Source organism: Pseudomonas sp. S04, from assembly GCF_009834545.1.
Lineage (GTDB): Bacteria > Pseudomonadota > Gammaproteobacteria > Pseudomonadales > Pseudomonadaceae > Aquipseudomonas.
Genome location: NZ_CP019427.1, coordinates 377,059 through 391,028 on the forward strand (window position 1 = coordinate 377,059; position 13,970 = coordinate 391,028).

Sequence of the window (13,970 nt, forward strand, 5' to 3'; positions counted from 1 at the left end):
TGGGATGAAAACTCTCTGGCAACACTGCCACGTTGCAAGCATGGCCCAAGGCACTTACTCGATCATCGAGGATGCCGCCATCGTGACGTCAGGTGCGCACATTGAGTGGATCGGCCCACGTAGCGAGCTGCCGTCCGATTATTACCCCGAGGTCCATGACCTCGCGGGGGCCTGGGTGACCCCGGGCCTGATCGACTGCCACACGCACACGGTGTTTGGCGGCAACCGCAGCGGCGAATTCGAACAGCGCCTGCAAGGGGTCAGCTATGCCGAGATCGCTGCCGCCGGCGGGGGTATCGCCAGCACCGTGCGCGCGACCCGTGCCGCAACGGAGGACGAACTGTTCGCCAGTGCCGCCAAGCGCCTGAAAAGCCTGCTGCGCGACGGCGTCACCAGCATCGAGATCAAGTCTGGCTACGGTCTGGACCTGGTCAGCGAGCGCAAGATGCTGCGTGTCGCCCGGCGCCTCGGTGAGGCGTTTGCGGTCAGCGTGCGCACTACCTGCCTGGCGGCCCACGCCTTGCCACCGGAGTACGCCGATCGCAGCGACGACTACATCGAGCATATCTGCAACGAGATGCTCCCGGCCCTGGCGGCTGAAGGGCTGGTGGATGCGGTAGATGCGTTCTGCGAATACCTGGCGTTCTCGCCGGCGCAGGTGGAGCGGGTGTTCATTGCTGCGCAGAAGCTGGGTCTGCCAGTGAAGCTGCACGCCGAGCAGTTGTCGTCGTTGCATGGCTCCAGCCTGGCGGCGCGTTATCAGGCGTTGTCGGCCGATCACCTGGAGTTCATGACCGAAGACGACGCCATCGCCATGGCCGCGGCCGGTACGGTAGCCGTACTGCTGCCTGGGGCGTTCTACTTCCTGCGCGAAACCCAGTTGCCGCCGATGGATGCCCTGCGCAAGCACGGCGTGAAAATCGCCATCGCCAGCGACCTCAACCCCGGCACGTCGCCGGCCCTGTCGGTGCGCCTGATGCTGAACATGGCCTGCACCTGCTTTCGTATGACACCGGAGGAAGCCTTGGCTGGCGCGACAATCCACGCCGCCACTGCGCTGGGCATGGCCGACACCCACGGTTCGCTGGAAGTGGGTAAGGTTGCCGACTTCGTCGCCTGGCAGATCGATCGTCCGGCCGACCTGTCGTACTGGTTGGGTGGTGACCTGGAAAAACGCGTCGTGCGTCACGGCGTTGAAGTCGAGATTTAGGAGAGCAGCTGTGGATAAGGTTCTGAACTTCCAACAAGGCCGGGTGCCGCTGCTGATCAGCATGCCGCACGCCGGTGTGCGCCTGACGCCAGCCGTCGAGGCCGGGTTGATCCCCGCCGCGCAAAGCCTGCCGGACACTGACTGGCACATTCCGACACTCTACGAGTTCGCCCAGGAACTGGGCGCCAGCACCCTGGCGGCGGAGTATTCGCGGTTCGTCATCGATCTCAATCGTCCGTCTGACGACAAGCCGCTGTACGTCGGCGCGACCACCGGCCTGTACCCGGCGACCCTGTTCGACGGCGTGCCGTTGTTCCGCGAAGGGCTGGAGCCGTCTGCCGAGGAGCGCGCACGTTATCTGGAGCAGGTCTGGACCCCGTACCACCGCACGCTGGCGCAGGAGTTGGCGCGGCTCAAGGCCGAGTTCGGCTATGCCATGCTGTTCGATGCGCACTCGATTCGCTCGGTGATCCCGCACCTGTTCGAAGGCAAGCTGCCGGACTTCAACCTCGGCACCTTCAACGGTGCCAGTTGCGATCCGACGCTGGCCACCGAGCTGGAAGCGATCTGTGCTGGCCACAGCGATTACAGTCACGTGTTGAACGGGCGCTTCAAGGGCGGCCACATCACCCGTCATTACGGCAACCCGGACGAAAACATTCATGCGGTGCAACTGGAGTTGGGGCAGTGCACCTATATGGAAGAGTTCGAGCCGTTCCGCTACCGCCCCGACCTGGCCGCTCCGACCCAGGTGGTGCTCAAGCAACTGCTGCAAGGGATGTTGGCCTGGGGGCGGCAGCGCTATAGCGCATAACCCGACTCACTCCCACAGTGAATTTGGGTGCTGGCTGATTTTGCCCCCCAATAAAAATTCCTGTGGGAGCCGGCCGGGCGGTGCTCCGCTTGCCCGCGACAGCGCCCACACAGGCGTCGCAAAAACCGTATTTTCTTCAGGGACATGCTCATTGCGCTATTCGGGTTTATGATGCCCAACGGCAGAATAATAGAAGTCCCCCCAGGGATGACCTCGACCCCTTACGGAGCGCGCAATGCAGACTTTGTACCCGCAGATCAAACCTTACGCCCGGCACGATCTGGCCGTCGATGAAACCCATACCCTGTACGTCGACGAAAGCGGATCACCGGAAGGTTTGCCGGTGGTGTTCATTCATGGCGGCCCGGGGGCGGGTTGCGATGCACAGAGCCGGCGCTACTTCGATCCGAATCTGTATCGCATTGTCACCTTTGACCAGCGCGGTTGTGGCCGCTCCACACCCCACGCCAGCCTGGAAAACAACACCACCTGGGACCTGGTTGCCGACCTGGAGCGGATTCGCCAGCACCTGGGCATCGACAAGTGGGTGCTGTTCGGTGGCTCCTGGGGTTCGACCCTGGCCCTGGCCTACGCACAAACCCACCCAGAGCGCGTGCACGGCCTGATTGTGCGCGGGATTTTTCTCTGCCGCCCGCAGGAAATCGAATGGTTCTACCAGGCCGGCGCCAGCCGTCTGTTCCCTGATTACTGGCAGGACTACATCGCGCCGATTCCCCAGGACGAACGCGACGATCTGCTCAACGCCTTCCACAAGCGCCTGACCGGCAACGACCAGATTGCCCAGATGCATGCGGCCAAGGCCTGGTCGCTGTGGGAAGGCCGCACCGCGACCCTGCGCCCGAATCCGTTGGTGGTCGATCGCTTTTCGGAGCCGCAGCGCGCGCTGTCGATTGCCCGGATCGAATGCCACTACTTCACCAACAACGCCTTCCTGGAACCCAACCAGCTGATTCGCGACATGGGCAAGATCGCCCACCTGCCTGGCGTCATCGTGCATGGCCGCTACGACGTGATCTGCCCGTTGGACAATGCCTGGGAGTTGCACCAGAACTGGCCCAACAGTGAACTGCAGGTGATCCGCGACGCCGGGCACGCTGCCTCCGAGCCGGGTATCACCGATGCCCTGGTGCGGGCTGCCAACCAGATGGCGCGGCGCCTGCTCGACCTGCCGCCTGAAGAAGCATGAAGGGCCTGTTGCAGCGCGTGCGTGGCGCGCGCGTCGAGGTAGCGGGGGAGGTTGTCGGCTCGATCGACCAGGGCTTGCTGGTCCTGGTGGCCGTTGAACCCGACGATACCCGGGCCAGCGCCGACAAACTTGTGCAGAAGCTGCTTAACTATCGGGTATTCAGCGACGCGGAGGGCAAGATGAACCTGTCCTTGGTCGATGTCGGCGGGGGGTTGCTGTTGGTCTCGCAGTTCACCCTGGCCGCCGACACCAAAAATGGCCTGCGCCCGAGCTTTTCGACCGCTGCCCCTCCGGCACTGGGCGAAGAGCTTTTTGACTATTTATTAGGCAAAGCACAGCAGTTGCATGGCAATGTGGCATCAGGCAGATTTGGCGCGGATATGCAGGTGCATCTGGTCAATGATGGCCCGGTGACCTTCCTGTTGCAGACCTGAAAGCGTTTGAAACATCTTTTCAGGGCTGTTTCGGGGTGAAACAGGGGTTTTTCGCAATAAATACTTTGTTACCCCTGATGCGTTGTAACGCGGGCTACTAGATAATCCCGCGCTACGGGGATCAGCGTTCGTTGGCCCATTTTTGACTTAGGTAGAGACTTGTTCACGACCGTTTGGGGAATCATTTTGCCCCATCGGAGTCGGAACAATGCTCGCCAACCTGGCATATAGATAGCTGGCCGTTGGTTTTTTGATCTGTTTTCGGCGAGGGTTGCTCGTGATTGTTAGTCCCTGTACTGCACCAAAATTGTCTGCCAAACGGTTACGAAACGCACTGGCGACAGGCTCTGCCCTGTTTTGCCTGCTCAGCGCCGGCCAGCTTTGGGCATTCAATCTGAACGATGTGTCGGCCAAGGCAAAAGAGCTGGCTGGGCAGAAATACGAGGCTCCGCGCAGCAATCTGCCGAACGAATTTCGCGAAATGAAATTCGCCGACTATCAAAAAATTCGTTTCCTGACCGAAAAAGCTGAATGGGCCGATAAAAAGACCCCGTTCAAGCTGTCGTTCTATCACCAGGGCATGCATTTCGATACGCCGGTGAAAATCAACGAAATCACGGCCAACACCGTCGAAGAGATCAAGTACGACCCAAGTCGTTTCGATTTCGGCGACGTCAAGTTTGATCCCAAGGCCACCGAACAACTGGGTTATGCCGGTTTCCGTGTGCTTTACCCGATCAACAAGGCCGACAAGCAAGACGAAATCATGACCATGCTCGGCGCGAGCTATTTCCGCGTCGTCGGCAAGGGCCATACCTATGGGCTGTCGGCCCGTGGCCTGGCGATTGATACCGCGCTGCCGTCGGGTGAAGAATTCCCGCGTTTCACCGAGTTCTGGATCGAGCAGCCGAAGCCGGGCGACAAGCATCTGGTGATTTTCGCCCTGCTGGATTCGCCACGTGCCACCGGCGCCTACCGCCTGACCCTGCGTCCTGGCAGCGACACCATTGTCGACGTCAAGGCGCAGATGTTCCTGCGTGACAAGGTCAGCAAGCTGGGCATCGCCCCGCTGACCAGCATGTTCCTGTTCGGCGCCAACCAGCCATCGAAGGTCCTCAACTACCGTCGCGAGCTGCACGACTCCAGCGGCCTGGCGATCCATGCCGGCAACGGCGAGTGGATCTGGCGTCCGCTGAACAACCCGAAACACCTGGCCGTGAGCAACTTCTCGGTAGAGAACCCACGTGGTTTTGGCCTGCTGCAACGTGGCCGCGACTTCAGCCACTATGAAGACCTCGACGACCGCTACGACAAGCGCCCAAGCGCCTGGATCGAGCCAAAAGGTGATTGGGGCAAGGGTTCGGTCGACCTGGTGGAAATTCCTACCGCCGACGAAACCAACGACAACATCGTGGCTTTCTGGAGCCCGGAAAAACTGCCTGAGCCTGGCCAGCCACTGGATGTAGCCTATCGCCTGCACTGGACCATCGACGAAGCAGCCCTGCACGCCCCGGATAGCGCGTGGGTCAGCCAGACCCTGCGTTCCACCGGCGACGTCAAGCAGTCCAACCTGATCCGTCAGCCAGATGGCAGTGTTGCCTACCTGGTGGATTTCGAAGGTCCATCCCTGGCGGCCCTGCCGCCGGAGGCCGACGTTCGTAGCCAGGTCAGCGTGGGTGACAATGCCGAGCTGGTCGAGAACAGCGTGCGCTACAACCCTGAAACCAAGGGCTGGCGCCTGACCCTGCGGATGAAGATCAAGGACCCGAGCAAGTCGACCGAGATGCGTGCGGCCCTGGTGCAGCCCATCGTGCCGGCGGACCTGACCAAGACTTCGCTGCCAAGCTCCAATTCCTCGGTGGCCAAGGCCGACAAAGTGGCCGCCAAGCAGCAAGAGAAAGCGGACAAGGAAGCCAAGCAGGCAGAAGCCAAGCAAGCGGACGCCAAACAGGCTGACGCCAAGCCCGCTGCCGAGAGCAAGACCAAGGACAACAAAGACGCCAAGCAGCCAGTTGCTGCCGAAGCGGCCCCAGCCACACCGGAATCGGCGCCGACTGAAGAAGTCTTGACCGAGACCTGGAGCTATCAGTTGCCTGCCGATGAGTAATTCCCAAGCACAGCCAGAGTCGCTCAGCGAGTATCTGGCGCATTTGCCGATGACCGATGAGCAGCGCGCCGAGTTGGCGGGCTGCAAATCCTTCAGCGAACTGCATGAACGCCTGTCCTCGTCGACCTTCGACGCACCGAGCGAGGCCGCACAGGCCTCGGTCGGCCGTCGCCTGACCCTCAACTCCGCCGAGGAGCTGGAAGAGGCCGAGATGCTGGTGCTCGACGCCAGCGGCCGGGTGTGCCTGAAAGCCACCCCGCCGATCCGTCGGACCAAGGTCGTGCCCGAGCCGTGGCGTACCAATATCCTGGTGCGCGGCTGGCGTCGGCTGACCGGTCGCACCAATCCGCCGGCACCGCCCAAGGATGAGCGTGTGCTGCCGGCCGCGCGCTGGCGCACCGTCGGTTCGATTCGCCGCTACATCCTGCTGGTGCTGATGCTCGGCCAGACCATCGTTGCCGGCTGGTACATGAAAGGCATCATGCCGTACCAGGGCTGGTCGTTCGTCGACCTGAACGAAGTCCTGCATCAACCGCTGATGCAGACCGCCACGCAAGTGCTGCCATACGCCTTGCAGACCAGCATCCTGATTCTGTTCGGGATTCTGTTCTGCTGGGTCTCGGCCGGTTTCTGGACCGCGCTGATGGGCTTTCTCGAGCTGCTGACCGGTCACGATAAATACCGCATCTCCGGTAAAAGTGCCGGCAACGAGCCGATTCCCAAAGACGCCCGCACCGCCTTGGTGATGCCGATCTGCAACGAAGACGTGCCCCGGGTATTTGCCGGTTTGCGCGCCACGTTCGAATCGGTGGCCGCCACTGGCGATCTCGATCGTTTCGATTTCTTCGTCCTCAGTGACAGTAACGACTCCGATATCTGTGTCGCCGAGCAACAAGCCTGGCTGGATGTCTGCCGCGAAGCCAAGGGCTTTGGCAAGATCTTCTATCGCCGCCGTCGCCGTCGGGTCAAACGCAAGAGCGGTAACCTCGACGACTTCTGCCGTCGCTGGGGGGGTGACTACAAGTACATGGTGGTCCTCGACGCCGACAGCGTGATGAGCGGTGAATGCCTGACCAGCCTGGTGCGCTTGATGGAAGCCACGCCGGACGCCGGGATCATCCAGACCGCGCCACGGGCGTCGGGCATGGACACCCTGTATGCGCGCATGCAGCAGTTCGCCACCCGGGTCTACGGCCCGCTGTTCACCGCCGGCCTGCACTTCTGGCAGTTGGGCGAATCCCACTACTGGGGGCACAACGCGATCATCCGCATGAAGCCGTTCATCGAGCACTGCGCCTTGGCGCCGTTGCCCGGTAAAGGCGCGTTTGCCGGTGCCATCCTGTCCCACGACTTCGTTGAAGCCGCGCTGATGCGCCGTGCCGGCTGGGGCGTGTGGATTGCCTACGACCTGCCGGGCAGCTACGAAGAACTGCCGCCCAACCTGCTGGACGAACTCAAGCGTGACCGTCGCTGGTGCCACGGCAACCTGATGAACTTCCGCCTGTTCCTGGTCAAGGGTATGCACCCGGTGCACCGTGCGGTGTTCCTGACGGGCGTGATGTCCTACCTGTCGGCACCGCTGTGGTTCTTCTTCCTGGTGCTGTCGACAGCGCTGCTGGCGGTCAACACGCTGATGGAGCCGCAGTACTTCCTGGAACCGCGCCAGTTGTATCCGCTGTGGCCACAATGGCACCCGGACAAAGCCATCGCGCTGTTCTCGACCACCATCGTGCTGCTGTTCCTGCCGAAGTTGTTGAGCATCATCCTGATCTGGGCCAAGGGCGCGAAAGAGTTCGGCGGCAAGTTCAAGGTCACCCTGTCGATGCTCCTGGAGATGCTGTTCTCCATGTTGCTGGCGCCGGTGCGGATGATTTTCCACACCCGGTTTGTGCTCGCCGCGTTCCTCGGTTGGGCCGCGACCTGGAACTCGCCACAGCGTGACGATGACTCCACGCCCTGGAGCGAGGCAGTCAAGCGTCACGGTCCACAGACCCTGCTGGGCTTCTTCTGGGCCTTGCTGGTGATCTGGCTGAACCCGAGCTTCCTGTGGTGGCTGGTGCCGATCGTCGGTTCGTTGATGCTGTCGATCCCGGTGTCGGTGATCTCCAGCCGTGTGGGCCTGGGCCTGAAGTCCCGTGACGAGAGCCTGTTCCTGATTCCTGAGGAATACAATCCGCCACAGGCCTTGCTGGCGACCGACCAGTACACCCACGAGAACCGCTGGCACGCCCTGAACGACGGCTTCATCCGCGCCGTGGTCGATCCGCAGCAGAACGCCCTGGCGTGTGCGTTGGCGACTTCGCGTCACGGTCAGGCCGAGCCGATCGAGTGGTTGCGCACCGAGCGGGTACGCCATGCGTTGAAAGTCGGCCCGGCCGGCTTGAACAACCATGAGCGCCTGCAGTTGCTTAGCGACCCGGTCGCCCTGGCTCGCCTGCATGAGCAGGTCTGGAGCGAAGGCCACGCCGACTGGCTGGACGCCTGGCGGGCTTCGGTGAAAGCCGACCCCCATGCGCCGCTGTTGCCGCTCAAGCCCTTGAGCTTGCAGGCACAACCGGCCTGATAAAAAAAGCCCAGCACTAAGCTTAATGCTGTTCACTTAAGCGGAGCAGCCTTACGGTCCACTGGGAACCGGGTCTTTGAAATCTTCACCGTCCTTGGCCTCGAAGGCCTGGGGCGGTGATCCAGAAACAATCCCCCGATACCTGCCCTCAGTTCCGCCAAGCGTCTCCCTGTCGCTGAAACTGGATTGGCTGCTGCCATCACGATCAATTGCACGGCGATGTACTGACAGGCCGGTTTGAAACGGATGTCCGAAGGCGCTCGACCAAACGCCACCGCCGCTTGGCTCGCTTCCCGGCGAATCACGTTGTAAGCCAGCAACAGCCCCCACACTTCCTGATAGATCAGCTCGATTTTTTTGCTGCGCAAGGTCATTGCGTTCTGTTGCATTGAACTCTTGATGTCCCTGAAACCCAACTCGATCTCCCAACGCTCCTGATAAAGTTTGGCAACAGCCTTAGTGGTGTAGGTCTTGGCCGGCAAGGACGTCATGACGGTTTTCACTTTGCCTTGAATTTCATAGCTGACTTCGCGTACCTCCCAGTGCGAGGGAAGAGTCGGATTTCGCTTTCTGGCCTGTGGCGAGACTTTCATACGCACCAAACGGTCGCGCTGGTTGTAGCGGGCCACTTCCTCGCAGACCAGTCCCTTTTTTGCCGGGATCAACCAATGACGGCTGGTGCCCGTTCTACTTAGGCTCAACAGCAGCTCCGCGCCCCAGAACCCTTTGTCGAACAGCGTCACCGAGTGGTCGGGAATCTGCTGCAAAAACTCGTCGGCCAGGCGCATTTCACTGCGTCGGTAGGGGCTCAATTGTGCATCTAGGATCACGTGCGAACGCACATTCATTAGCGCCACCAGGCGCAGCATCGGAAACGGTGTCTGGCGATCGCTGGGGGTGTTTCCCGACCCGAAGTGATCTCGAAGCTCGGGCGTATCCGGGGTGCGAAAAAGCGCACCGTCCACCGCGAAAACCTGCAAATTATGCCAGGCATCATCGTCATAGCGCTCTGCGCCCCAATGGTTGCCGGTCTTACGGAACAACCACTCAACAGGATCGGCGCCGAGCCGTTTACGAGCTTCGGTTACACCACTGCGCGCCAGCAAATGGTCAGAGGCCAGGCCTTGGGCGCAGATGTTCAAACGCCTGGCCACCTCGTGAACCGGCTCGTCACGAAATAACGCCATGCCAAGCACTAGCCACAGCACTTGATCAGCGGGCAGGCGCCGCCGGCGAATGGTCGCCTGACTGGAGAGGTCGAGCGCAGACGCTACCCACTCGATGGGAATGTTTTGGGTGAAGGTGCTCAGGTCGCAGAAGTTAAAAAGGTCGTCGAGGTCGAGCAGGTCCTGTTGAACAGACATAAAAAATCCGATGCCAGAGGTCTGGCATCGGATTTTCTAGGAAGCCCGGCGTGAGCTCAAATGCTTAAGTGAACAGCATTACGCCGAACCGCGGGGCTTTTTTTTGGTTCTTCACGGAATCCCGGGAAACACAGAAACAAGAACGCCGATTTGATTGATGATGTTCGTGCGAGCAAACACATCTAACAAAACGGCGTTCTTATGCGCGATATTAATACTTTCCTTCCTTTTTGGGAGGGCTTTTCTGTCGTCACCATCAAGCCTGATGGCGACGCGCTTCAGATCGACCTGATTCCCCACGCCACCCGGTTCCCTTCCTGTAGCGGCTGCCAAAAACCCTGTTCAACCACGCATGAGTATTGCGAGCGGACCGTCCGCGATTTACCGATTCTCGGCCGTGCGGTGCGCCTCAGCGTGTTGCTCAGGCGTGTTGGCTGTCGTGACTGCGGTAAACGTATGGAGGCCGTCAGTTGGCTGGACCGCTATGCCCGCATGACGCGGCGTCTGGCCGAGGCGGTCATTCAAGCCTGCGAGCGCCTTCCCACACTGCACGTGGCTCAACTGTTTGGGCTGCACTGGGACACCGTTCGGTTGCTGGAGCGTCGAGCCTTGCAAGCGGCGTTGAGCGTTTTGCCAAAGGCGCAACCGCGACGTCTGGTGATGGACGAGTTCGCCCTGTTCAAAGGTCATCGTTACGCCAGCGTGGTGCTGGATGCGGATACACGACGAGTGCTGTGGATCGGTGAAGGTCGCAGCCGAGCAGCGATCAGGCCTTTCTTCGAAGAACTGGGGCCAGAGGGTTGTGCTCGAATCGAAGCGGTGGCGATGGACATGAACACCGCTTTTGACCTGGAGGTTCGTCAGCACTGTCCCAACGCGCGAGTGGTCTACGACCTCTTCCATGTGGTGGCCAAATATGGCCGAGAGGTGATTGATCGGGTCCGCGTCGACGAGGCTAACCGGTTGCGTCACGACAAGCCTGCCCGCAAGGTCATCAAGCAGGCGCGATGGCTGTTGCTGCGCAATCCGCAGAACTTGAAAACGCCGGAACAACAGGTCCGCCTGGAGGATCTACTGGCGGCCAACCAAGCGTTGATGACGGTCTACTTGATGAAGGCTGAACTCAAAACACTCTGGACCCCGAGTACTGCCTGGGGTTGGCGATCGGCCTGGAAGCAATGGCTGCGCCATGCGCACGAAAGCGAAATACCAGCTCTGATCCAGTTCGCCAAACGGCTAAAGGGTTACTGGCGGGGCATCGTCAGCCGGGTTCGCTGGCCGATGCACACCGGTCAGTTGGAAGGAATAAACAATCGAATAAAGGTCATCAAGCGGATGGCGTACGGTTACCGGGACAGCGAATTCTTTTTCATGAAGATCAAGAGCGTCTTTCCCGGTAATCCGTGAAGAACCTTTTTTTTGCCTGAAACTTCGTAACCACTTGTGCAAACGGCCGAGTGCGTTAGCATCGCTCCCTTCTTTGGTGTGCCCGGACAACCTTTGTGTCCGTATCGGTCGTTTTCCACAAGAAAGCGTTCGATTGCGCGCCTTACTACAAAAAGATTGGGGACTTTGATGATGAAGAAGTATCTCTCGATGCTGATGCTCGGCGTCTCGGCACTGGTAGCAGTCAACGCGGCGCAGGCCGGCGCCATCGACGATGCAGTCAAGCGTGGCACGTTGAAAGTCGGCATGGATCCGACCTACATGCCGTTTGAAATGACCAACAAGCGCGGCGAAATCATTGGCTTCGAAGTCGACCTGCTCAAAGCCATGACCAAGGCCATGGGCGTCAAGCTGGAACTGGTATCCACCGGTTACGATGGCATCATCCCGGCCTTGCTGACCGACAAGTTCGACATGATCGGCAGCGGCATGACCCTGACCCAGGAACGCAACCTGCGCCTGAACTTCAGCGAACCCTTCATCGTGGTCGGCCAGACGCTGCTGATCCGCAAGGAGCTGGAAGGCACCATCAAGTCCTATAAAGACCTGAACAGCGCTGACTACCGCATCACCTCCAAGCTCGGCACCACGGGCGAAATGGTCGCCAGGAAGCTGATGTCCAAAGCCAAGTACCACGGCTACGACAACGAACAGGAAGGTGTGCTCGACGTGGTCAACGGCAAGGCTGACGCCTTTGTCTACGACGCACCGTACAACGTGGTGGCAGTGAACAAGGTCGGCAACGGCAAGCTGGTGTTCCTCGACAAGCCGTTCACCTACGAGCCACTGGCTTTCGGCCTGAAGAAGGGCGACTACGACAGCCTGAACTTCATCAACAACTTCCTGCACCAGATCCACGAAGACGGCACCTACGATCGTATTCATGACAAGTGGTTCAAAGACACCGCTTGGCAGAAAGACATGGAATAAGGCTTGGTCAGATAGACCGAGTCGCCTCAATCGCTGGCAAGCCAGCTCCCACAGGTTCAGCGTTGGACACAAAAATGCTGCTCACCTGGACCATTGTGGGAGCGGGCTTGCCCGCGATGACGGCCTGACAGGCAACATACATCCCGGAACCCGCAATGAAACATAAAAAAGCCCAATGGCCCTGGCACGTCCTGACCGTGCTGGTGCTGGTCGGCATGGCCGGCGCGTTGTACTACGCCACCTCGCTGATGTCCTACGAATGGCGCTGGAACCGCGTGCCGCAGTACTTCGCCTATCACGCCGAAGACACCCAGCGTGCCGCCGACATCTCCACCGTCAGCGAACTGGTGCGCAAAGGTGACAAAGCTGAGGTGACCCTGCGCAACGACGCCGGCACCGAGCAAGTGCTGACGGTCGACGACAACAGCCTGCAAGTGGCCCGTGGCGACGATGTGGCCGAAGGCGATGTGATCGGTGTCACCCGGCATTGGGCCGCAGGACCGCTGCTGTGGGGCTTGTGGACAACCTTGTGGCTGTCGCTGGTCTCGGGTGTGCTTGGGCTGTTGATCGGCCTCGCAACCGGCCTGTGCCGGCTGTCGAACAACCCGACCCTGCGTGACCTGTCGATCGTCTACATCGAGCTGGTGCGCGGTACGCCGCTGCTGGTGCAGATCTTCATTTTCTACTTCTTCATCGGCACGGTGCTCAACCTGTCCCGCGAGTTCGCCGGGATCGCTGCGCTGTCGCTGTTCACCGGTGCCTATGTGGCCGAGATCATTCGTTCCGGCGTACAGTCGATTGCCCGTGGGCAGAACGAAGCCGCGCGCTCCCTGGGCCTGAATGCCAGCCAGTCGATGCGCCATGTGGTGCTGCCGCAAGCATTCAAGCGGGTGCTGCCGCCACTGGCCGGGCAATTCATCAGCCTGGTCAAGGACACCTCGCTGGTGTCGGTCATCGCCATCACCGAGCTGCTCAAGAGTGGCCGTGAAGTCATCACCACCTCGTTCTCGCCGTTCGAAATCCTGTTCTGCGTGGCCGGGCTGTACCTGTTGATCAACCTGCCGCTGTCGAAAATGGCCAGCCGGCTTGAGCGGAGGCTCGCGCAAAGTGATTGAAGTCCGCGATCTGATAAAAGTCTTCGACACCCGTGGCCAGGTGGTTCGCGCGGTGGACAACGTCACCACCCAGGTGGCCAAGGGCGAGGTGCTGGTGGTCATCGGTCCGTCCGGTTCCGGCAAATCGACTTTCTTGCGCTGCCTCAATGGCCTGGAAGAGTTCGATTCCGGCTCGGTGAGCATCGACGGCCTGCAACTGGCCGACCCGAAAACCGACGTGAATGCCTACCGGCGTGAAGTCGGCATGGTGTTCCAGCACTTCAACCTGTTCCCGCACATGACCGTGCTGGAGAACCTGTGCCTGGCGCAGAAGGTCGTGCGCAAGCGCGCCAAGAAGGAGCGCGAAGCCAAGGCCATGGCGCTGTTGGAGAAGGTCGGCATTGCGCAGAAGGCCCACGAGTTCCCGTCGCGCCTGTCCGGCGGCCAACAACAGCGGGTGGCAATCGCCCGGGCGCTGGCCATGGAGCCCAAGGTCATGCTGTTCGACGAACCGACCTCGGCACTCGACCCGGAAATGGTCGGCGAAGTGCTGGACGTGATGAAGACCCTGGCTGTGGAAGGCATGACCATGGTTTGCGTGACGCACGAAATGGGCTTTGCCCGCGAAGTGGCGGACCGGGTGCTGTTCTTCGATCACGGCAAGTTGCTGGAAGATGCTTCGCCAGCCGAGTTCTTTGATGCGCCGAAGGATCCACGGGCGCAGGCGTTCTTGCGTCAGGTCTTGTAAGGGCGCGACTAAATAACTGGTCGGCAGAAACGTTTATCAAGGACTCCACGGAC

At 60.4% G+C, this 13,970-nt stretch carries 11 protein-coding genes and 1 pseudogene; 10 read left to right on the forward strand and 2 right to left on the reverse strand.

Annotated features, from left to right (window positions below):
- Nucleotides 1–4 precede the first annotated feature (4 nt).
- The 6 genes and pseudogenes from hutI to mdoH all read left to right on the forward strand — a co-directional run bounded on the left by hutI (nucleotide 5) and on the right by mdoH (nucleotide 8,355).
- Nucleotides 5–1,210, forward strand: coding sequence for an imidazolonepropionase (hutI, locus tag PspS04_RS01605; RefSeq protein ID WP_095167316.1), 1,206 nt, complete (start codon nucleotides 5–7; stop codon nucleotides 1,208–1,210).
- Nucleotides 1,211–1,220: 10 nt separating this feature from the next.
- On the forward strand, nucleotides 1,221–2,024 hold the full coding sequence (gene hutG / locus PspS04_RS01610; RefSeq protein ID WP_159993234.1) for an N-formylglutamate deformylase: 804 nt from the start codon (nucleotides 1,221–1,223) through the stop codon (nucleotides 2,022–2,024).
- A 235-nt stretch (nucleotides 2,025–2,259) separates the two neighbouring features.
- Entirely contained in the window at nucleotides 2,260–3,231 is a 972-nt protein-coding gene (pip, locus tag PspS04_RS01615) for a prolyl aminopeptidase (protein WP_095167312.1), read from the forward strand.
- On the forward strand, nucleotides 3,228–3,665 hold the full coding sequence (gene dtd / locus PspS04_RS01620) for a D-aminoacyl-tRNA deacylase (RefSeq protein WP_159993236.1): 438 nt from the start codon (nucleotides 3,228–3,230) through the stop codon (nucleotides 3,663–3,665). Before pip ends, dtd begins: the two co-directional genes overlap by 4 nt.
- 334 nt (nucleotides 3,666–3,999) lie before the next feature.
- The gene (locus PspS04_RS01625; protein ID WP_371917581.1) at nucleotides 4,000–5,772 is read left to right on the forward strand and encodes a glucan biosynthesis protein G; all 1,773 of its coding nucleotides are present in this window, start codon (nucleotides 4,000–4,002) and stop codon (nucleotides 5,770–5,772) included.
- Nucleotides 5,765–8,355, forward strand: a pseudogene (gene mdoH, locus PspS04_RS01630) (glucans biosynthesis glucosyltransferase MdoH). The gene PspS04_RS01625 and the pseudogene mdoH overlap by 8 nt, the downstream one beginning before the upstream one ends.
- A gap of 12 nt (nucleotides 8,356–8,367) precedes the next feature.
- On the opposite strand, the gene PspS04_RS01635 reads toward mdoH, so the two are convergent.
- Nucleotides 8,368–9,699: an IS4 family transposase gene (locus PspS04_RS01635; RefSeq protein WP_159993239.1), complete on the reverse strand. Its 1,332-nt coding sequence runs from the start codon at nucleotides 9,697–9,699 to the stop codon at nucleotides 8,368–8,370.
- A gap of 111 nt (nucleotides 9,700–9,810) precedes the next feature.
- Nucleotides 9,811–9,999 carry a hypothetical protein gene (locus PspS04_RS27605; protein ID WP_237235034.1) on the reverse strand — a complete coding sequence of 63 codons (189 nt, stop codon included), beginning with the start codon at nucleotides 9,997–9,999 and terminating at the stop codon, nucleotides 9,811–9,813.
- Here PspS04_RS27605 and PspS04_RS01640 point away from each other — a divergent pair.
- The 4 genes from PspS04_RS01640 (at nucleotide 9,955) to PspS04_RS01655 (ending at nucleotide 13,917) form a co-directional block, all read left to right on the forward strand.
- A complete protein-coding gene (locus PspS04_RS01640) occupies nucleotides 9,955–11,106 on the forward strand; it encodes an ISL3 family transposase (RefSeq protein WP_238784297.1) in 1,152 nt (383 codons plus the stop codon). The two genes, PspS04_RS27605 and PspS04_RS01640, sit on opposite strands and share 45 nt — an antisense overlap.
- A 171-nt stretch (nucleotides 11,107–11,277) precedes the next feature.
- Nucleotides 11,278–12,075: a transporter substrate-binding domain-containing protein gene (locus tag PspS04_RS01645; protein WP_095167516.1), complete on the forward strand. Its 798-nt coding sequence runs from the start codon at nucleotides 11,278–11,280 to the stop codon at nucleotides 12,073–12,075.
- A 155-nt stretch (nucleotides 12,076–12,230) separates the two neighbouring features.
- The gene (locus PspS04_RS01650) at nucleotides 12,231–13,190 is read left to right on the forward strand and encodes an amino acid ABC transporter permease (protein ID WP_095167307.1); all 960 of its coding nucleotides are present in this window, start codon (nucleotides 12,231–12,233) and stop codon (nucleotides 13,188–13,190) included.
- Nucleotides 13,183–13,917, forward strand: a complete 735-nt coding sequence (locus PspS04_RS01655) for an amino acid ABC transporter ATP-binding protein (protein ID WP_095167305.1) — start codon at nucleotides 13,183–13,185, stop codon at nucleotides 13,915–13,917. Before PspS04_RS01650 ends, PspS04_RS01655 begins: the two co-directional genes overlap by 8 nt.
- Nucleotides 13,918–13,970 lie beyond the last annotated feature (53 nt).

Coding starts and splice junctions, on each gene's coding strand:
- hutI (WP_095167316.1), top strand. CDS start 5: ATGAAAACTCTCTGGCAACACTGCCACGTTGCAAGCATGGCCCAAGGC.
- pip (WP_095167312.1), top strand. CDS start 2,260: ATGCAGACTTTGTACCCGCAGATCAAACCTTACGCCCGGCACGATCTG.
- dtd (WP_159993236.1), top strand. CDS start 3,228: ATGAAGGGCCTGTTGCAGCGCGTGCGTGGCGCGCGCGTCGAGGTAGCG.
- PspS04_RS01635 (WP_159993239.1), bottom strand. CDS start 9,699: ATGTCTGTTCAACAGGACCTGCTCGACCTCGACGACCTTTTTAACTTC.
- PspS04_RS01645 (WP_095167516.1), top strand. CDS start 11,278: ATGAAGAAGTATCTCTCGATGCTGATGCTCGGCGTCTCGGCACTGGTA.
- PspS04_RS01650 (WP_095167307.1), top strand. CDS start 12,231: ATGAAACATAAAAAAGCCCAATGGCCCTGGCACGTCCTGACCGTGCTG.